Raw genomic sequence first — 17,759 nt, forward strand, 5'->3', positions numbered from 1 at the left:
TTGCGGCCAGTTACACAGCAAGTCACCCAAAAAAGGGAAAAACATGCGCAGATACTCGATTTTCGCCATCGCCCGCGAAGCGATGCGCGGGGGAAAAGGCTGGGAACAGCAATGGACCTCGCCGAAGCCAAAGTCGGAATATGATGTCATCATCATCGGCGCCGGCGGTCATGGCCTGGCGACGGCCTATTATCTCGCCAAGGAACACGGCATCACCAATGTCGCCGTTCTGGAAAAAGGCTGGCTCGGCGGCGGCAATACCGGCCGCAACACCACCATTATCCGCTCCAACTATCTCTATGACGAATCGGCGGGCATCTACGAGCACGCCGTGAAGCTGTGGGAAGGGTTGAGCCAGGATCTCAACTACAACGTCATGTATTCGCCGCGCGGCGTGATGATGCTTGCCCACAACGTCCATGATGTGCAGGTCCTCAAGCGCCATATCCACGCCAATCGCCTGAACGGCATCGACAATGAATGGCTGACGCCCGAACAGGCGAAGGAATTCTGCCCGCCGCTGAATATCTCGCAGACGGCGCGTTACCCCGTGGTCGGCGCCTCGCTGCAGCGGCGCGGCGGCACGGCGCGCCATGACGCGGTGGCTTGGGGCTATGCCCGCGCGGCTTGCGCTCGCGGCGTTGACATCATACAGAACTGCGAAGTCACCGGCATCCGCCGCTCACCGACCGGCGCGGTAACCGGCGTCGAGACGACGCAAGGCTTCATCGGCGCAAAGAAGGTCGGCGTCGTTGCTGCAGGCCATACGTCTGTGCTGATGCAGATGGCCGGTGTCCGCATGCCGCTGGAAAGCTACCCGCTCCAAGCGCTGGTTTCGGAACCCGTGAAACCGGCTTTCCCATGCGTCGTCATGTCGAATACCGTGCACGCCTATATCTCGCAGTCGGACAAGGGCGAACTGGTGATCGGCGCCGGCACCGACCAGTACACCTCCTATTCCCAGACCGGCGGACTGCACATCATCAATCACACGCTCGACGCGATCTGCGAGATGTTCCCGATCTTCACGCGCATGAAGATGATGCGCTCCTGGGGCGGCATCGTCGACGTGACGCCCGACCGCTCGCCGATCCTCGCCAAGACGCCCGTTTCCGGCCTCTACGTCAATTGCGGCTGGGGAACCGGCGGCTTCAAGGCAACGCCCGGCTCCGGCAACGTCTTCGCCCACACCATCGCCCGCGATGAGCCGCACCCGGTCAACGCGCCCTTCACGCTGGACCGCTTCCGCACCGGCCGCCTGATCGACGAAGCGGCAGCGGCGGCGGTGGCACATTGAGGGGGAGATTTATTTCGATGACATCGCAAGACACCCCCCTCTGCCCTGCCGGGCATCTCCCCCACAAGGGGGGAGATTGGCTGACACAACTCTCCGCCTTCAATCGGCAACATTGGCGATTGGTTCCGTGCATTCATGAAGGCGTAATCTCCCTCCTTGTGGGGGAGATGCCCGGCAGGGCAGAGGGGGGTGCTGCCGCCCCACAAGCGTCTCTGTTCCAGGAGCCAACCCCATGCTTTTGATCTATTGCCCCTATTGCGAGGAAGAGCGCCCGGAGATCGAGTTTCGCCATGCCGGCCAAGCCCATCTCGTGCGCTCACCCGATATCGCCGATCAGGGCGAACCGGAATTCGAAGCCTATCTCTATCTGCGCCAGAACCCCAAAGGCATTATTGCCGAACGCTGGCGGCATATCCATGGCTGCGGCAGGTTCTTCAATGCCATACGCGACACGGTGAGCGACCGCATCCTCGCCGTCTATAAAGCAGGCGAGCCGCTACCGGATCTCGATGCCGTCATCGCCAATGCCGCCAATGTCGCCCATTCCGGAAAGCCGCTGACGCCTCCGGCGAGTGCAGCGGCCAAGTCCGCGCCCGCCCGCAAATCAAAGGCCTGATTCCCATGTCCTTCAATTCCCAGTCAGGCAATTCCAAGTCAGGCAGCAACCGCATCGCCGACGCCGGTCGCCTCACCCCGGCAAAATCCGTCCGATTCACCTTCGACGGCGAGCATTTCACTGGGCTCGAAGGCGACACGCTCGCCTCGGCGCTTCTTGCCAATGGCGTGCATCTCATCGGCCGTTCGTTCAAATATCACCGTCCGCGCGGTATTCTCTCCGCAGGAGCTGAGGAGCCCAACGCGCTGGTCGGCATCGAGCGCGACCGGACGCGCAGGCAGCCCAATGTCCGCGCCACCGTGCAGGAGGTCTATGACGGGCTGAAGGCCGTTTCGCAAAACCGCTGGCCGTCGCTCGGTCTCGATATCCGCTCCATCAACGACATGCTGTCGCCGCTGCTCACGGCCGGCTTCTACTACAAGACCTTCATGTGGCCGAAGGCTGCGTGGAAGAGCCTTTACGAACCCAATATCCGCGCCGCGGCCGGTCTCGGCGAAGCGCCCGACGAAGCCGATCCCGATCGCTATGACAGCCGGTTCGCCCATTGCGACGTGCTAATTGTCGGCGCTGGCGCAGCCGGTCTCGCGGCAGCCCTTGCCGCGGCGGAAACCGGCGCACGGGTCATCCTCTGCGACGAGCAGGCGGAAGGCGGCGGCGCGCTGCGCTATGAAAGCGGTGCCGTCATCGAAGGTCAGCCCGGCTATGAATGGGCGCAGGAAACCGCTGCACGACTTGCAGCGATGGACAATGTCCGCGTGCTCACCCGCACCACCGCCTTCGGCTATTACGCGCAGAATTTCGTCGGTCTGGTCGAGCGTATCAGCGATCATATGGCGCGTCCGGTCAGCGGCCTGCCGCGCGAAAGGCTTTGGCAGGTGCGCGCCAGGCGCGTCATTCTCGCCACCGGCGCCATCGAGCGGCATATGGTCTTCGCCGACAATGACCGCCCGGGCATCATGCTTGCCGCCGCCGCACGCACTTATCTCAACCATTACGGCGTCGCGGTCGGCCGCAAGGTCGGCGTTTACACCGCCCATGATTCGGCTTACGCGGCAGCGATCGATCTGAAGCGCGCCGGCATCGACGTCCCTGTCATCGTCGATCTGCGCGATGCCCCCTCCTCCGATCTGGTCGAGGAAGCGCGCAGCCTCGGCATCGAAGTGCTTGCCGGTCATGCCGTGCAGAAAATCGGCGGCACGCGCCGCATTTCCTCGATGACGGTAGCACCGAAGAACGGCGGCAGCAGCCGTTCCATTGCCGTCGATGCGCTGATCAACTCGGCGGGATGGACGCCATCCGTGCATCTCTTCTCGCAATCGCGCGGCAAGGTGCGCTGGGACAAGGAAAACGAACGCTTCCTGCCCGGCACCTATGTCCAGGATTGCGTCTCCGTCGGCGCCTGCAACGGCACGGATGGATTGCAGGAAACGATCGATGAGGCGCTTGCGGCAGGCGAACGCATGGCCCGCGAAACAGGCATTGCCTCCAAGGCCAAAGGCACCAAACTCGCGGCCTCCGGCGGGGCCTCCTGGACAGGCGGCATGATCGGTGCGGCGCCGGGCGCCGGCGCTGATACCACCGTCAAAGCGTTCATCGATTTCCAGAACGACGTCACCGCCAAGGATATCCGCCAGGCGGTGCGCGAGGGCATGCATTCGATCGAGCACGTCAAGCGCTTCACCACCACAGGGATGGCCACAGATCAGGGCAAGACCTCCAATCTGCATGGCCTGGCGATCGCCGCCGAAACGCTGGACCGTGAGATCCCCGAGGTTGGGCTGACGACGTTCAGACCGCCCTATACGCCGGTGACTTTCGGCGCCATCGTCAGCCATGCGCGCCATGAGCTTTTCGATCCGACACGCCGCACACCGATCCACGCCTGGCATGAAGCGCATGATGCTATCTTCGAGGATATCGGCCAGTGGAAGCGCCCGTGGTATTATCCCCGTCCCGGCGAGGACATGCACAAGGCGGTCGACCGCGAATGCGTGGCGGTCCGCAACGCCGCCGGCATCTTCGATGCCTCGACGCTGGGCAAGATTGAGATCGTCGGCCCCGATGCGGCGAAATTCCTCGCGCTCCTCTACACCAACCCCTGGGCAAAGCTCGGCGTCGGACGCTTGCGTTACGGCGTGATGCTGCGCGAAGACGGGTTCATCTATGATGACGGCGTGGTTGGCCGGCTGGCGGAGGATCGTTTCCATGTGACGACGACCACGGGCGGCGCACCGCGCGTCATGCATCATATGGAAGACTATCTGCAGACCGAGTTCCCGCATCTCGATGTGTGGATCACCTCGACGACCGAACAATGGGCGGTCATCGCCGTGCAGGGACCCAAGGCGCGCGACATCATCGCCCCGCTGGTCGAGGGCATCGACCTTTCGACCGAAACCTTCCCGCATATGAGTGTGCGCGAGGGCAGGATCTGCGGCGTGCCCACAAGGCTGTTCCGCATGTCGTTCACCGGCGAGATGGGCTATGAAATCAACGTGCCCGCCGATTACGGCCAAGCCGTCTGGGAAGCGATCTTCGAAAGCGGCAAGCCGCACGGCCTGACCCCATACGGCACCGAAGCCATGCACATTTTGCGCGCCGAAAAGGGCTACATCATCGTCGGCCAGGACACCGACGGCACGGTGACGCCGCATGATGCGGGGCTGAGTTGGGCCATCGGCAAGAACAAGCCGGATTTCGTCGGCATTCGCGGTTTGATGCGGCCCGATCTCATAGCGGAAGGCCGCAAGCAGCTTGTCGGCCTCAAGACGAAAGACCCGAAGACGGTGCTCGAAGAAGGCGCGCAGATCGTCGCCGATCCGAAGCAGGCCATACCGATGACCATGATCGGCCACGTCACCTCGTCCTATTGGTCGCAGAATTGCGGCCGTTCCATCGCGCTGGCGCTTGTCGTCAACGGCTCGAAGCGCATGGGCGAAACGCTTTACGTGCCCATGCCCGATGGCGTGATCGAGATCGAGGTGACGGGCGCCGTGTTCATCGACGAAAAAGGAGAGCGCCTCAATGGCTAGGAATCCAGTATCTGCCAGAGCGGTCGCAATTGCCGAACGCGTGCTTCCGCTGGCCGGCCGCCATGCCAGTTCGGGCATCGTCTCGATATTACCCGCCGAACCAGCGTTCCGCACCGCATTGCGCGCCCGGCCCGATGCGCTGAACGTACTCTCAAGAGCACTAGGCGTAACACTTCCGGTGAAGCCGAAATCATCCACGACCAAGGGCGCGCGCACTGCCTTGTGGCTCGGCCCCGACGAATGGCTGGTGATCGATACGGGCGGCAAGGATCCCACAACTGATCTGGCTGATGTGACGGTGCTGCATTCCGCGGTCGATGTCTCCCAGCGCAACACCGCCATCCTCGTTTCCGGCCTAGGCGCCGAAGCGGTGATCAATGCCGGCTGCCCGCAAGACCTTTCGCTTGCCATTTTCCCCGTAGGAGCGGTCTCCCGGACGCTGTTCGGCAAGATCGAGATCGTCTTGTGGCGCACCGGCGAGTACGCCTTCCGCATCGAATGCTGGCGCTCTTTTTCCGATTATGCGTTTACCTTTCTGAGCGAGGCGGCACGGGATGCTGTTCTGTAGAGTGGTTCCCTGTTTTGACGGAAGCGCGAGGCAACCCCCCTCTGCCTTGCCAGGCATCTCCCCCACAAGGGGGGAGATTGGCTGACACGACGCTCCGTCTTCATTCTGCAACGTTTGCGATTGGTGACATGCCTTCATGAAGGCTAATCTCCCCCCTTGTGGGGGAGATGTCCGGCAGGACAGAGGGGGGTTACTGCCCCGCCAGCGTTTCCAACTGAAAATGAAATGCTCTATTCCCTTGCTCCCCTACTCCCTATTCCCTATTCCCCATTTCCCATGATCGTCAAAAAGCGTCTCGTTCTCAATTTCACCGGCTATGAGGGCCTGCATCCGGGTGCCGTGCGCGGCCGGCATATGCAGGCTATTGCCGATTTCGACCGCCTCTGGCATGCGCGCACGAGTGCCACTCCCATGCAAACCGGCGATGCCGGCTGCGGCGCGATGCAATTCACGACGCAAGGCGCTGACTGGCAAACAGAGGTCGAGTTCTGCCAGTTCGGCACCGCCGACATCTTCGATGATTACGCCAAACGGCCCACATTGGTCCGGCTTCTGACCGGGCTTCGCGCTTTTCTCGATATCCTGCTGACCGGCACGCTCTGGCGCTATGCCAGGACGAGCTGGCGTTTCGTCCTGTTCTTCCTCTGGCCTTTCGGGATGACGCTCGCCCTTGTCGGGCTTGCCGCCCTTGTTGCCGCCATCCCTTTCATTCTCGGTCTTGGACCCTTGCACCTGATATGGTCGCTGCCGCTTGCCGTCATCGCCGGTGCCGTCCTCATGCGCTGGCCGGGCAAGAAATTCTTCCTGTCCTATCTCTTGGACGATTGGTCCGCCGCCTATGATCGCATCCACGCCGGCAATCCCAAGCTCAACGCCCGCCGACAGGAATTCGCCGCCATTCTTGCGCAAAAGCTCAAAGAAACCGATGCCGATGAGGCCGTCATCGTCGGCCACAGCCTCGGCACGGTGCCCGCCGTCGAGGCTATCGCCCAAGTCAGGCGTGAACATCCCGAGCTCTTAGAAAAGCAACCGGTTTCCCTGCTTTCCATCGGCTCATGCCTGCTGATGCTCGCCTTCCATCCGAAAGCCAAAAGCCTGCGCGAGGATATCCGCACGGTTTTGCAGGAAACGCCGGTTCTCTGGGCGGAATTCCAGACGCTGACCGACATCATCCATTTCTACGGTTCCGATCCCGCAGAGGCGCTGGCGATCACGCCTACAAATCCGCCCGTCATTTCGCGGATAAGGTTCAAGAACGTACACAACGAAAGCCGCTACAAACGCGCCAAGGGCAATTTCTTCAAGATGCACCTCCTGTTTCTCAAGGGGGCACAGAAGCGCAATGCCTATGATATCGGCATGTTTCTGCACGGCCCCTTCGCGCTCAGCGAGCTGGTAACGGCGCACAAAGGAAAAGCCGCCCCTCTCGATGAAGAAGGACGGCTGAATAGGGCAGTAGGGCAGTAGGGCAGTAGGGCAGTAGGGCAGTAGGGCAGTAGGGCAGTAGAAGAAACATTGAGCACATAGGCAAAGGCAATATAAACATACTGCCCTATTCCCTTATTCCCCTACTCCCCTACCTCCACCACCGCGATCGTCAGCCATGTCGCCGTCAAGGCAGGCTTGAGCGAATTCTCGATCTCCAGCGTCACCTCGTAATGGTTGACCACCCGGCCCGAAGGCCGGATGTCGGCGTCCGCCAGCTTGAAGCGCGCCCGCACCCGCGCGCCGCTTTTGACCGGTGCCATGAAGCGCACTTTGTCGAAACCGTAATTGATACCCATCGTCGCGCCCTTGATCATCGGCAACGCCTCGAAGGCAAGCGTCGAAAGCAGCGAGAGCGTCAGGAAGCCGTGGGCGATGGTGCCGCCGAACGGCGTTTCCTTCGCCGCCCGTTCCGGGTCCACATGAATGAACTGATGATCGTCGGTGGCATCAGCGAATTTGTCGATCATCTCCTGCGTCACCACCCGCCACTCGGAACAGCCGATCTCCGTTCCGACGGCTTCTCTCACCTGGTCCAGTGTAATTGCTTCTTTCATGTCGCCGCTTCTCTCATGGGCGGAGCCGTAGGGCTCCTCTATGAACTTTCTAATCGCTGTTTAATAATTTGCCATGACATGACAAACGTCCTGGCCTGATAAAGCGAAAAAGCCGCGCCACTGTGGCAATTCAGCCAATCACATATCGGCCTACTTCATGCCGACACCATGCACCGCGATCCCATAGGATATCGGCATTCCTTTTTTCGCGTAGACATTGTGATAGGCAAGAGCTGCGAGTGGTTCGCTATCCCCACGCCACCGCAATCGAAAATCACCAGATCGAAAGGATTGAGCCCAGTTTTCCCAATTATCCCAGTTTTCATCGAGACCCCCATACATGAATTCTTCGTGACATCGCCCGTATTCCGACTCCAGAATGGACATAGGTATTGACAAAGATACAAATGTTCAGTAGGCGATTGTATCAACAAGGCAGCGGCAATGCCCGCGCATAGATCGAGCGCAACCGGCGTCTCGAGGAGGAACCAAATGGCAACCAACGTAGCATTGACTGGCCTGGCACGTGACATGCAGGCGCGCGCCGACAGTGGAAAGCCGATCCGCATCGGCCTGATCGGCGCGGGCGAAATGGGAACGGATATCGTCTCCCGCGTTGCGCACATGCCCGGCATCGAGATCGGCGCGATCTCCGAACTGCGCGTGCCCAATGCGGTCAAGGCCGTCGAGATCGCCTATCAGGAAGAAGGCCATGCGAAGGAAGTTTCCAACGCCTCCGACCTGACCAGGGCAATGGAGAGCCACAAAGTCGCCGTCACGGACAATGCCGACCTGATCCTCCAGAACGATTTGATCGACGTGGTGATCGACGCGACCGGCGTGCCCGCCGTTGGTGCCGAGATCGGCCTGCGCGCCATGGAGCATGGCAAGCATCTCGTCATGATGAATGTCGAAGCCGACGTGACCATCGGCGCCTATCTCAAAAGCGAGGCCGACCGGCTGGGCGTGACCTATTCGCTCGGCGCCGGCGATGAGCCGTCCTCCTGCATGGAACTGATCGAATTCGTCACTGCCATGGGGCATCCGATCGTCGCCGCCGGCAAGGGCAAGAACAACCCGCTCAACATCGACGCCATCCCCGACGACTATGCCGAGGAGGCCGAACGCCGCAACATGAATGTGCGCATGCTGGTCGAGTTCGTCGACGGCTCCAAGACCATGGTGGAAATGGCGGCGATCGCCAACGCCACCGGCCTCGTCCCCGACAAGCCGGGCATGCATGGCCCTACGGCCACGGTGAGCGAACTCAACAAGACACTGATCCCGGTAAAGGATGGCGGCGTGCTGTCGAAGGTCGGCGTCGTCGATTATTCGATCGGCAAGGGCGTGGCGCCCGGCGTCTTCGTCATCGCCGACATGTCGCATCCGCGCATTCGCGAGCGCATGGAAGATCTGAAGATGGGTCACGGCCCCTACTTCACCTTCCACCGGCCCTACCATCTGACCTCGCTGGAAGTACCGCTGACCTGCGCCCGCGTCGTGCTCTACGGCAAGCCCGACATGGTGCCGCTGGCAAAGCCCGTTGCCGAAGTCTGCGCCGTCGCCAAGAAGGATTTGAAGCCCGGCGACAAGCTCGATGCCATCGGCGAATATTCCTATCGCGCCTGGATCATGACCGTACCCGAAGCCCGCGCCGCCAAGGCCATCCCCTGCGGCTTGCTGGAACGCGGCTCCGTCACTGCGCCGATAAAAAAAGGTGAACTCATCACCTACGAGAACGCCGCCGTCATGCCGGGATCGAAGATCGCCGAACTGCGTTCCCGCCAGGACAGGCTGGTGGACGGGGGCTAGCGGTTTGCCAACCGTCCTAGCCCCGTCATCCTCGGGCTTGACCCGAGGATGACGACGGGAGGGATGGCCAGAGGAGCGCTGTCGCCAGCGCTTCTATTAAAGTGAGGGAGCGCCTCGACATGGGTGATAAGATCATCGCACAAGCAAAACCGAAGGCCGAGGAAGGAAGGCATAATCTGCCCTTCGCCTTCCGGCACTATTCGCCCGGTGAGCTCGGGCAAGCGCTGCGCAAGATGTATCTGATCCGCCGCTTCGAGGAAGGAGCTGAGGAAAGCTACACCCGCGGCCTCATCCATGGCACGATGCATCTTTCCATCGGCCAGGAAGCGAGCGCCGTCGGCATCTCGCTTCCCCTCACTGATGACGACATGATCACCTCCACCCATCGCGGCCACGGCCATTGCATTGCCAAGGGGGCGGAAGTCTCCAGGATGTTCGCCGAATTCTTCGGCAAGGAAACCGGCTATTGCCGTGGCCGCGGCGGATCGATGCACATCGCCGACGTGTCCAAGGGCAATCTCGGTGCCAACGGCATCGTCGGCGGCGGCATTCCCATCGCCGTCGGCGCCGCCCTTTCGATGAAAAAACTGAAAACCGGCCGCGTCGTCGTCTCCTATTTCGGCGACGGAGCCAACAATGAAGGCGCGTTCCACGAAGCGCTGAACATGGCGTCGGTCTGGAAATTGCCGGTCATTTTCGTCTGCGAGAACAATGGCTACGGCATGTCCACCTCGACCAGGCGCTCCACCGCCGTCGCCAATGTCGCGGACCGGGCCGCAGCTTACGCGATGCCGGGCGTCATCGTCGACGGCAACGATCTGTCGGATGTGGCCGAAGCCTCCCATGCGGCGGTCGAGCGCGCCCGCCATGGCGAAGGCCCGACCCTGATCGAATGCAAGACCTATCGTCATCGCGGCCATTCCAAGAGCGACCGCAACCGCTATCGCACCAAGGAGGAGATCGAGGATTGGATCGCCAATCGCGACCCGATCCAGCTCTTCGAAGCGCAGATGCAGGAATATGGTGTCATCGACGCAGCCGGGATCGAGGCGATCCGCACCGATGTCGAACGCGAGATCGAAGCGGCCATCGAATTCGCCAAGACGAGCCCCGCCCCCGACCTCGCAGGCCTGACCCGCGACGTTTATACGGACCTTGCCTGAAATGGATACGACGATCCGCGAACTGAGCTACGCCCAGGCCATTCAGGAAGCCATGGCGATTGCCATGGAAAGGGACGAGCGCGTTTTCCTGATGGGCGAGGATATCGGCGTCTATGGCGGCGCTTTCCAGGTGACGGGTGATCTTGTCCATCGTTTCGGCGAGGACCGCGTCATGGACACGCCGATCTCCGAGCTCGGCGGTGCCGGCGTCGCCGTCGGCGCGGCGCTAACGGGCATGCGTCCGATCTTCGAATTCCAGTTCTCCGATTTCGCCGCGCTCGCCATGGAGCAGATCGTCAACCAGGCCGCCAAGATGCGCTATATGCTGGGCGGCGCGGTCTCCGTTCCTCTGGTCATGCGCTTTCCCGCCGGTTCAGGCACGGGTGCTGCGGCACAGCACAGCCAGAGCATCGAGGCATGGCTCGGCCATGTCCCGGGCCTGAAAGTCGTGCAGCCGGCAACACCGCACGACGCCAAGGGCCTGCTGCTCGCTGCCATCGAGGACCCCGATCCCGTCATGATCTTCGAGCACAAGCTGCTCTACAAGATGAAAGGCCCGGTGCCGGAAGGCTATTACACGACGCCGATCGGCAAGGCCGAGATCCGCCGCGAGGGCAAGGACGTCACCATCGTCGCCACCGCGATCATGGTCCATAAGGCGCTGGAAGCAGCGGAAACGCTCGCCTCTGAGGGCATTGCTGCCGAGGTGATCGATCTTCGCACCGTACGCCCGATGGACCGCGAGACGATCATCGCAAGCGTCAAGAAGACCTCGCGGCTGATCTGCGTCTATGAGGGCGTCAAGACGCTCGGCGTCGGCGCGGAAGTCAGCGCCATGATCGCCGAGAGCGATGCCTTCGATTTTCTCGACGCGCCGATCGTGCGCCTCGGCGGCGCGGAAACGCCTATTCCCTATAACCCAGAGCTGGAAAAGGCCGCGGTGCCGCAGGTGCCGGATATCCTCAAGAGCGCCCGCGATCTCGTCAACGGAGTGCGCTGAGCGATGCCCGTCGAAGTCATCCTCCCCAAGGTCGACATGGATATGGAGACCGGCCGGATTTCCCGCTGGTACGCTCACGATGGCGATGCGGTGACCAAGGGCCAACTCCTGTTCGAGATCGAGACCGACAAGGCGGCCATGGAGATCGACGCCCCCGCCAGCGGCATCTTGCGCGACGTCTCCGCCGCCGAAGGCGCGACGGTGCCGGTCGGCCAGGCCGTGGCATGGATTTTTGCCGAGGGCGAGGAATACAGCCCGGTATCCCCCTCTTTGACAGAGCCACTGCATTCGGCAGGGAAGCCCCCTTCATCCGACCCTTTGGGCCACCCTCTCCCCGCTGGGGAGAAGGGAATTGACGGAGATGGCAACATCCCCTCTCCCCGGCGGGGTGGCTCGCAGAGCGAGCCGGGTGAAAAGGAAGCCCCGCGCGCCACGCCGCTTGCCCGCCGTCTTGCTGCCGATGCCGGGCTGAAGCTTTCCGAAATTTCCGGTAGCGGGCCGAAAGGCCGCATCACCCGCAAGGATATCGAAGCAAATATTGCCATGTCGGCGCCATCCGCCAAACCTGAGGCTCCAGCGGCAGCCGCACCCCTCCACGCGGCATGGCTGCGCCAGGGCAGAGGCGCGGCTCCGGCAATGCCTGTCGTGCTCATCCACGGCTTCGGCGCGGATCTCAACAGCTGGCGCCCGCTCCTCGCCGGCGTGCAGCTCGACAGCCCCGTTCTGGCGATCGACCTTCCCGGTCATGGCGGCTCGCCGCGCGATATCCCCGAAAGCCTCGGTGCCATCGCCGAAGCGGTCGAGCGCACGCTGGAGGCCAACCAGATCGGCTCCTTCATCCTCGTCGGCCATTCCTTCGGCGGCGCAGTCGCCGCAACGCTTGCCGCGCAGAGCAATGCCGATATACGCGGGCTGGTGCTGATCTCCCCCGCCGGTCTCGGCCCTGAAATCAACGGCGCATTCCTGGAAGGCTTCGTCAGGGCGAGAAGTGAGGCGAGCCTCATGCCCTGGCTGAAGCAACTCGTCGCGGACGAAAGCCAGCTCACCAGGCCCTTCGTCAACGCCACGCTCGCCCAGAGCGCCGACGAGGGATTGCGCGCCGCGCAGAAGGCGATCATCGACAGCTATTTCGCCGACGGCACCCAGACCTTCGATATCCGCCCGGCCCTCGCCTCTCTGCGTCTCCCGGTACGGGTGATCTTCGGCGCGGCCGACCGCATCATTCCGGCCACGCATACGGCCGGCCTCCCCGGCGAGATCGCCGTCCACATCTTCGCCGCAACCCGCCACATGCCGCAGCTCGAACGCCGTGAACAGGTCTTGAAGATCATCCAGGAACTCGCCCGCGCCGCCGGGTAAAGCTCAACCATTCTACCCCGAGAGACTTGCCTCGCTCTATGCGGGGCTTTTTTGGCCATAGCGCCAAGCGCCTTCACACTCATGCTGAGATGGGAAACGCAGCCTCGAACCGCGAGGACGAAGGCCCGTCAGCAAAAAGGCGGCCCCATGGAGACCGCCTTTCATAAGCTGGAAGGTCGCCAAACCCTCAGTGATCCAACGCCTTGACGATGTTCTCCACCATCTTCTTGGCGTCGGCAAACAGCATCATCGTATTATCGCGGAAGAACAGTTCGTTCTCCACGCCTGCATAGCCCGAGCCCATGCCGCGCTTGATGAACAGCACCGTACCGGCCTTGTCCACATCGAGGATCGGCATGCCGTAGATCGGTGATTTCGGGTCGGTCTTCGCCGCCGGATTGGTCACGTCATTCGCGCCGATGACGAAGGCGACGTCGGCCTGCGCGAATTCCGAGTTGATGTCTTCCAGCTCGAACACCTCATCATAGGGCACGTTGGCTTCCGCCAGGAGCACGTTCATGTGGCCGGGCATGCGGCCCGCGACCGGGTGGATGGCGTATTTGACTTCGACGCCTTCCGCCTTGAGCTTGTCGGCCATCTCCCGCAGCGCGTGCTGCGCCTGCGCAACCGCCATGCCGTAGCCGGGCACGATGATGACCTTGGAAGCATTCTTCATGATGAAGGCCGCATCCTCGGCCGAGCCCTGCTTGACCGGACGCTGCTCGACCTCGCCCGCCGGGCCGGCGGTTTCGCCGCCAAAGCCGCCGAGGATGACCGAGATGAACGAGCGGTTCATGCCCTTGCACATGATGTAGGACAGGATGGCGCCCGACGAGCCGACCAGCGCGCCGGTGATGATCAGCGCCAGATTGCCCAGCGTGAAGCCGATGCCCGCCGCAGCCCAGCCCGAATAGGAGTTGAGCATCGAGACGACCACAGGCATGTCCGCGCCACCGATCGGCACGATAATCAGCCCGCCCAGCACCAGCGACAGGATGACGATCAGCCAGAACACCGTATGGCTTTCGGTATTCACAAGAATGGCGACCAGCACGACGATGGCGATGGCCAGCGCCGCATTGACGATGTGCCGGCCGGGCAGGATGATCGGCTTACCGGACATGCGACCGTCGAGCTTGAGGAAGGCTATGACCGATCCGGTGAAGGTGATCGCGCCGATGGCCACGCCGAGCGACATTTCGATCAGCGCTTGGCCATGGATCGAGCCGACTTCGCCGATGCCGAAGGAGTGAGGCGTGTAAAGTGCTGCCGCCGCAACCAGAACGGCGGCAAGGCCGATCAGCGAATGGAAGGCCGCAATCAGCTGCGGCATCGCCGTCATGGCGATGCTTCTGGCGATATAGGCACCTGCCGAGCCGCCGATGGCGATCCCGAGCACGATCAGGCCAAGCCCGCCGAAGCTCGGCTTCGCCAGCGCAAGTGTGGTGATGATCGAGATACCCATGCCGATCATGCCGTAGAGATTGCCCTGACGGCTGGTCGTGGGATGCGAAAGGCCGCGCAATGCCAGAATGAAAAGCACGCCGGAAACGAGATAGAGGAAGGCTGCCAGATCGACGCTCATGTTTCAGCCCCTCACTTTTCTTTTTTCTTGTACATGGCGAGCATGCGCTGGGTGACGAGAAAGCCGCCGAAGATGTTCACGCTGGCGAGCACCAGCGCGATAAAGCCGAAACCCGTCGCCATGCCGCTGGCCGATAGGCCGACCGCCAGAAGTGCGCCCACCACGATGACCGACGAAATGGCGTTGGTGACGGCCATCAGCGGCGTGTGCAGTGCCGGCGTCACCGACCAGACGACGTAATAGCCGACGAAGATCGACAGGATGAAGATGGCGAAGCGGAAAACGAATGGATCGACCGCGCCGCCCGTCGCCGCATGGGCAACGGCGCCTGCCGCATCGGCAACGCCGGGTGCGCTTTCCGCCGCCTGGCGAACGGCTTCCACAGCCTGGTTGAGCCCGTCGAGGGCTTGATCGAGTGCCGTATCGGCCATTATGCCTCTCCTCCCGTCTTCGGTGCGGCAGGTTTTCTGCCCTTCTTCGCGGGCGCCTTCGCCGCGTCAGTCCCTGATGCCGGCTTTGCCGCAGCCTTGCGCGCCACGGGCTTTTTCGCAGCCGCTGCGGCTGGCTTGGTATCCGACGCCCCGGCGAAAGCCGGATGCACCACTGCACCGTCACGGGTAAGCAGCGTTGCCTTGACCAGTTCATCGTCGAAATTGATCTTCAGCGTCTTGCTTTCCTTGTCGACCATCGTATCGACGAAGGCGACGAGATTGCGGGCATAGAGCTGCGATGCCGTTGCCGCGATGCGTCCCGGCACGTTCAGATGGCCGATGATCTTGACGCCACCGATTTCCGCCACCTTGCCCGGTTGCGCACCCTCGACATTGCCGCCGCGTTCGACCGCCAGATCGACCACGATGGAACCCGGACGCATCGACGCCAGCATTTCTTTTGAGACCAGGCGTGGCGCCGGGCGGCCTGGAATGAGCGCGGTGGTGATGACAATGTCCTGCTTGGCGATGTGGTCTGCGACGAGCGCCGCCTGCTTCGCCTGATATTCCCCGGACATCTCCTTGGCGTAGCCGCCTGCGGTTTCCGCCGCCTTGAACTCGTCGTCCTCGACCGCGACGAATTTCGCGCCGAGAGATGCGACCTGTTCTTTTGCAGCCGGACGGACATCCGTCGCGGTGACGATTGCGCCGAGACGACGCGCGGTCGCGATGGCCTGAAGACCGGCGACACCGGCGCCCATGATGAAGACCTTGGCCGCAGGCACCGTGCCCGCCGCCGTCATCATCATCGGCATGGCGCGGTCATATTCCGCAGCCGCATCGATCACCGCCTGGTAACCTGCGAGGTTCGCCTGGCTCGACAAGACGTCCATCATCTGCGCACGCGTGATGCGCGGCATGAATTCCATCGTGAAGGCAGACAAGCCCGCCGAAGCGAGCGCACGCACTTCCGCCTCATTGCCGTAAGGGTCGAGCATGGCGATGAGCACCGCGCCCTTCTTATAGCCCTTGAGTTCGGCGGGGGAAGGACGGCGAACCCTAAGGATCACATCCGCCGATTTTGCGTCACCGGCAATACCCATCTTTGCCCCAGCCGCCTCGAACTCGCTATCGGGAATGCGCGAAAGTGTTCCAGCACCTTTCTCCACGACAACGGAGAAACCGAGGCCGATGAACTTCTTCACCGTTTCCGGCGAAGCCGCGACGCGCGGTTCGGCTGGATCCGTTTCTCTGGGAATGAATATCGTTTGAGCCAAGCCCGTCCTCCCTCTTGCCGGTTCATGCGCGCCCGGATTTTCGGGCGGCGGATATGGATTTTCTAACGCGTCGGCCCGAAACCGGAATTGTTTCCATCGGACTTGCGCAAAGACAATGGATGAGAGCGGTTCTCCGATTCAAACCGCCCTGGAAACCCGTCGAAACGGACAGACCGTTTTAAAGTAAAAACCAGGCAGCAAGGCAGATCAGGATGAAAAGAACCGTCCCGGAGAAGAAACCGCCGACAAAGAACCCGAATGCCATTGCGATAAGCACGGCGATGACCGCTACCGAGCCCCATTTGGCGACCGCCAGGAAACCGGAATAGGTCTTTTCGTGCTCAGCGTAATCCATGGGCGCGCCCAGTTCCGCCGGTGCGGTGTCGTGATGTTCAGCCATGTGTTCAAACCCTTCAGAAATCGTGAGAACGCAATAGCGAAAAGCCCGCGCAAGTGCAATGCGACGGGTAACCGCGCCCGCCTTTTCTTGTTACTGAAAACGGATTCCGGCTTTCGGGCCGATACGCTAGCTGAAAAGCTGTGGAAACAGGCCGACAAGGCCGATGAGGATGAGATAGAAAGCCACAATGTAATTGAGGAATCGCGGCATGATCAAAATGATGATACCGGCGATCAGGGCAATCAGCGGTGTGATGGCGAGTTGGGAAATCATGGTCTTCTCCTTATTACGTCGAACGCCGCTCCGACAAGCGCCAGCGGCGCGCAATGGATAAACGAAATACGGCCACAGTGCCGAATCTTCCGACTCAGGCACCGAGACCTGTATACTTTGCTGTAGGCAGAATTGTGAGAGGAACGGTTCCGGCTTTTTCAAGGCTTGCGAACATGTTGCGGCGTTCGTGCAACTGAGACTTGAAGAAGGGGTAGCGGACGGCCACCGCATCACGGATCGCCCTGATGGGCGCACCGCCTAGCCCAACCGGGATGCCATATCCCTCATGTTGCCTCGGCTCCGCCATCACCTGCGAACCGAATATCCGTTTATAGAACGCCGCGTGCTCGGGCTTGACGGCGGCAAGGCAGTAATCGGCGCCGAAATATTCAGAAGCCATGGCGGCGATGCGCAATGTCAGATAGGGGATTGCCGGAAATTCGCTCAAGACCGCGGGCTCGGCGGCAAAGCGGGTCGGGTCCACGAAGCTCATCCCCTTGTCGAGCATGGGTCCAAGAACATCGGGAAACAGTTTGTAGCTGGTGCCTTTGCGGTGGTCCGGGGTGATATGATGAATGCGCAAGGTGCTGACGAGATATCGGTCGATATACATGCCATAGACATAGGCATGGCTGTCGCGGTCCAGATCGTCGATGATGGCGCCGTCGAATTCATCGTTCATGACGTTACGCGTCATGTAGGAACGGTAGCGCAGCCGCCCGATCTCCTCGAAATCTTCCGCGCCTACGACGCGGCGATACTCCACCCTGTCGAGAAAATTCAGAAGCTGCCGTGCAAAGTTCGAAATTGGCGGACTATCCGCCGAAATAGCTGTTGCGTTCATCGTCCACCCGAGCCCCACCGCGGACCAAATCAGTGGAGAGGATAAGCAGCTTTTCCCCGC

General features: G+C 61.6%; 16 protein-coding genes. 9 read left to right on the top strand and 7 right to left on the bottom strand.

Features of this window, described 5'->3' with window-relative positions; genetic code table 11:
* The first annotated feature begins 43 nt into the window (after positions 1-43).
* From C5748_RS15160 to C5748_RS15185, 5 genes are all read left to right on the top strand, one after another.
* Positions 44-1,297, top strand: a complete 1,254-nt coding sequence (locus C5748_RS15160; RefSeq protein ID WP_105742770.1) for a sarcosine oxidase subunit beta — start codon at positions 44-46, stop codon at positions 1,295-1,297.
* Between the two features lie 232 nt (positions 1,298-1,529).
* Positions 1,530-1,913 carry a sarcosine oxidase subunit delta gene (locus C5748_RS15170; RefSeq protein ID WP_105742771.1) on the top strand — a complete coding sequence of 128 codons (384 nt, stop codon included), beginning with the start codon at positions 1,530-1,532 and terminating at the stop codon, positions 1,911-1,913.
* 5 nt (positions 1,914-1,918) lie between these two features.
* A complete protein-coding gene (locus tag C5748_RS15175) occupies positions 1,919-4,945 on the top strand; it encodes a sarcosine oxidase subunit alpha (RefSeq protein ID WP_105742772.1) in 3,027 nt (1,008 codons plus the stop codon).
* The gene (locus C5748_RS15180; protein ID WP_105742773.1) at positions 4,938-5,513 is read left to right on the top strand and encodes a sarcosine oxidase subunit gamma; all 576 of its coding nucleotides are present in this window, start codon (positions 4,938-4,940) and stop codon (positions 5,511-5,513) included. Before C5748_RS15175 ends, C5748_RS15180 begins: the two co-directional genes overlap by 8 nt.
* Positions 5,514-5,789: 276 nt before the next feature.
* Positions 5,790-6,980, top strand: coding sequence for an alpha/beta hydrolase (locus tag C5748_RS15185; protein WP_105742814.1), 1,191 nt, complete (start codon positions 5,790-5,792; stop codon positions 6,978-6,980).
* Between the two features lie 101 nt (positions 6,981-7,081).
* Here the strand turns inward: C5748_RS15185 and C5748_RS15190 are convergent, their stop codons facing one another.
* The gene (locus C5748_RS15190; RefSeq protein WP_105742774.1) at positions 7,082-7,555 is read right to left on the bottom strand and encodes a MaoC family dehydratase; all 474 of its coding nucleotides are present in this window, start codon (positions 7,553-7,555) and stop codon (positions 7,082-7,084) included.
* A 492-nt stretch (positions 7,556-8,047) separates the two neighbouring features.
* On the opposite strand from C5748_RS15190, the gene C5748_RS15195 reads away from it, so the two are divergent.
* The 4 genes from C5748_RS15195 (at position 8,048) to C5748_RS15210 (ending at position 12,889) form a co-directional block, all read left to right on the top strand.
* The gene (locus C5748_RS15195) at positions 8,048-9,367 is read left to right on the top strand and encodes an NAD(P)H-dependent oxidoreductase (protein WP_105742775.1); all 1,320 of its coding nucleotides are present in this window, start codon (positions 8,048-8,050) and stop codon (positions 9,365-9,367) included.
* Between the two features lie 119 nt (positions 9,368-9,486).
* A complete protein-coding gene (locus C5748_RS15200; RefSeq protein WP_105742776.1) occupies positions 9,487-10,530 on the top strand; it encodes a thiamine pyrophosphate-dependent dehydrogenase E1 component subunit alpha in 1,044 nt (347 codons plus the stop codon).
* A 1-nt stretch (position 10,531) separates the two neighbouring features.
* Positions 10,532-11,530 carry an alpha-ketoacid dehydrogenase subunit beta gene (locus tag C5748_RS15205; RefSeq protein ID WP_105742777.1) on the top strand — a complete coding sequence of 333 codons (999 nt, stop codon included), beginning with the start codon at positions 10,532-10,534 and terminating at the stop codon, positions 11,528-11,530.
* A gap of 3 nt (positions 11,531-11,533) precedes the next feature.
* On the top strand, positions 11,534-12,889 hold the full coding sequence (locus C5748_RS15210) for an acetoin dehydrogenase dihydrolipoyllysine-residue acetyltransferase subunit (protein ID WP_105742778.1): 1,356 nt from the start codon (positions 11,534-11,536) through the stop codon (positions 12,887-12,889).
* A gap of 187 nt (positions 12,890-13,076) precedes the next feature.
* Here C5748_RS15210 and C5748_RS15215 read toward each other — a convergent pair whose 3' ends face one another.
* From C5748_RS15215 to C5748_RS15240, 6 genes are all read right to left on the bottom strand, one after another.
* Complete coding sequence (locus C5748_RS15215) at positions 13,077-14,474, bottom strand: NAD(P)(+) transhydrogenase (Re/Si-specific) subunit beta (protein ID WP_105742779.1); 1,398 nt, start codon at positions 14,472-14,474, stop codon at positions 13,077-13,079.
* 11 nt (positions 14,475-14,485) lie between these two features.
* Complete coding sequence (locus tag C5748_RS15220) at positions 14,486-14,905, bottom strand: NAD(P) transhydrogenase subunit alpha part 2 (protein ID WP_105742780.1); 420 nt, start codon at positions 14,903-14,905, stop codon at positions 14,486-14,488.
* Positions 14,905-16,182, bottom strand: a complete 1,278-nt coding sequence (locus C5748_RS15225; protein WP_105742781.1) for a Re/Si-specific NAD(P)(+) transhydrogenase subunit alpha — start codon at positions 16,180-16,182, stop codon at positions 14,905-14,907. The genes C5748_RS15220 and C5748_RS15225 overlap by 1 nt, the downstream gene beginning before the upstream one ends.
* A 178-nt stretch (positions 16,183-16,360) precedes the next feature.
* Positions 16,361-16,582, bottom strand: coding sequence for an aa3-type cytochrome c oxidase subunit IV (locus C5748_RS15230; protein ID WP_105742782.1), 222 nt, complete (start codon positions 16,580-16,582; stop codon positions 16,361-16,363).
* A gap of 126 nt (positions 16,583-16,708) precedes the next feature.
* Positions 16,709-16,855 carry a DUF3096 domain-containing protein gene (locus tag C5748_RS15235; protein ID WP_105742783.1) on the bottom strand — a complete coding sequence of 49 codons (147 nt, stop codon included), beginning with the start codon at positions 16,853-16,855 and terminating at the stop codon, positions 16,709-16,711.
* 94 nt (positions 16,856-16,949) lie between these two features.
* A complete protein-coding gene (locus tag C5748_RS15240; RefSeq protein WP_105742815.1) occupies positions 16,950-17,699 on the bottom strand; it encodes an N-acyl amino acid synthase FeeM domain-containing protein in 750 nt (249 codons plus the stop codon).
* Positions 17,700-17,759 lie beyond the last annotated feature (60 nt).

The organism is Phyllobacterium phragmitis, from assembly GCF_002980495.1.
GTDB classification, from domain to species: Bacteria; Pseudomonadota; Alphaproteobacteria; order Rhizobiales; family Rhizobiaceae; genus Paramesorhizobium; species Paramesorhizobium phragmitis.

Excerpts from the sequence above, each read along its gene's own strand:
- C5748_RS15160 (WP_105742770.1), top strand. The coding sequence starts at position 44 with ATGCGCAGATACTCGATTTTCGCCATCGCCCGCGAAGCGATGCGCGGG.
- C5748_RS15170 (WP_105742771.1), top strand. The coding sequence starts at position 1,530 with ATGCTTTTGATCTATTGCCCCTATTGCGAGGAAGAGCGCCCGGAGATC.
- C5748_RS15175 (WP_105742772.1), top strand. The coding sequence starts at position 1,919 with ATGTCCTTCAATTCCCAGTCAGGCAATTCCAAGTCAGGCAGCAACCGC.
- C5748_RS15180 (WP_105742773.1), top strand. The coding sequence starts at position 4,938 with ATGGCTAGGAATCCAGTATCTGCCAGAGCGGTCGCAATTGCCGAACGC.
- C5748_RS15185 (WP_105742814.1), top strand. The coding sequence starts at position 5,790 with ATGATCGTCAAAAAGCGTCTCGTTCTCAATTTCACCGGCTATGAGGGC.
- C5748_RS15190 (WP_105742774.1), bottom strand. The coding sequence starts at position 7,555 with ATGAAAGAAGCAATTACACTGGACCAGGTGAGAGAAGCCGTCGGAACG.
- C5748_RS15195 (WP_105742775.1), top strand. The coding sequence starts at position 8,048 with ATGGCAACCAACGTAGCATTGACTGGCCTGGCACGTGACATGCAGGCG.
- C5748_RS15200 (WP_105742776.1), top strand. The coding sequence starts at position 9,487 with ATGGGTGATAAGATCATCGCACAAGCAAAACCGAAGGCCGAGGAAGGA.
- C5748_RS15205 (WP_105742777.1), top strand. The coding sequence starts at position 10,532 with ATGGATACGACGATCCGCGAACTGAGCTACGCCCAGGCCATTCAGGAA.
- C5748_RS15210 (WP_105742778.1), top strand. The coding sequence starts at position 11,534 with ATGCCCGTCGAAGTCATCCTCCCCAAGGTCGACATGGATATGGAGACC.
- C5748_RS15215 (WP_105742779.1), bottom strand. The coding sequence starts at position 14,474 with ATGAGCGTCGATCTGGCAGCCTTCCTCTATCTCGTTTCCGGCGTGCTT.
- C5748_RS15220 (WP_105742780.1), bottom strand. The coding sequence starts at position 14,905 with ATGGCCGATACGGCACTCGATCAAGCCCTCGACGGGCTCAACCAGGCT.
- C5748_RS15230 (WP_105742782.1), bottom strand. The coding sequence starts at position 16,582 with ATGGCTGAACATCACGACACCGCACCGGCGGAACTGGGCGCGCCCATG.
- C5748_RS15235 (WP_105742783.1), bottom strand. The coding sequence starts at position 16,855 with ATGATTTCCCAACTCGCCATCACACCGCTGATTGCCCTGATCGCCGGT.
- C5748_RS15240 (WP_105742815.1), bottom strand. The coding sequence starts at position 17,699 with ATGAACGCAACAGCTATTTCGGCGGATAGTCCGCCAATTTCGAACTTT.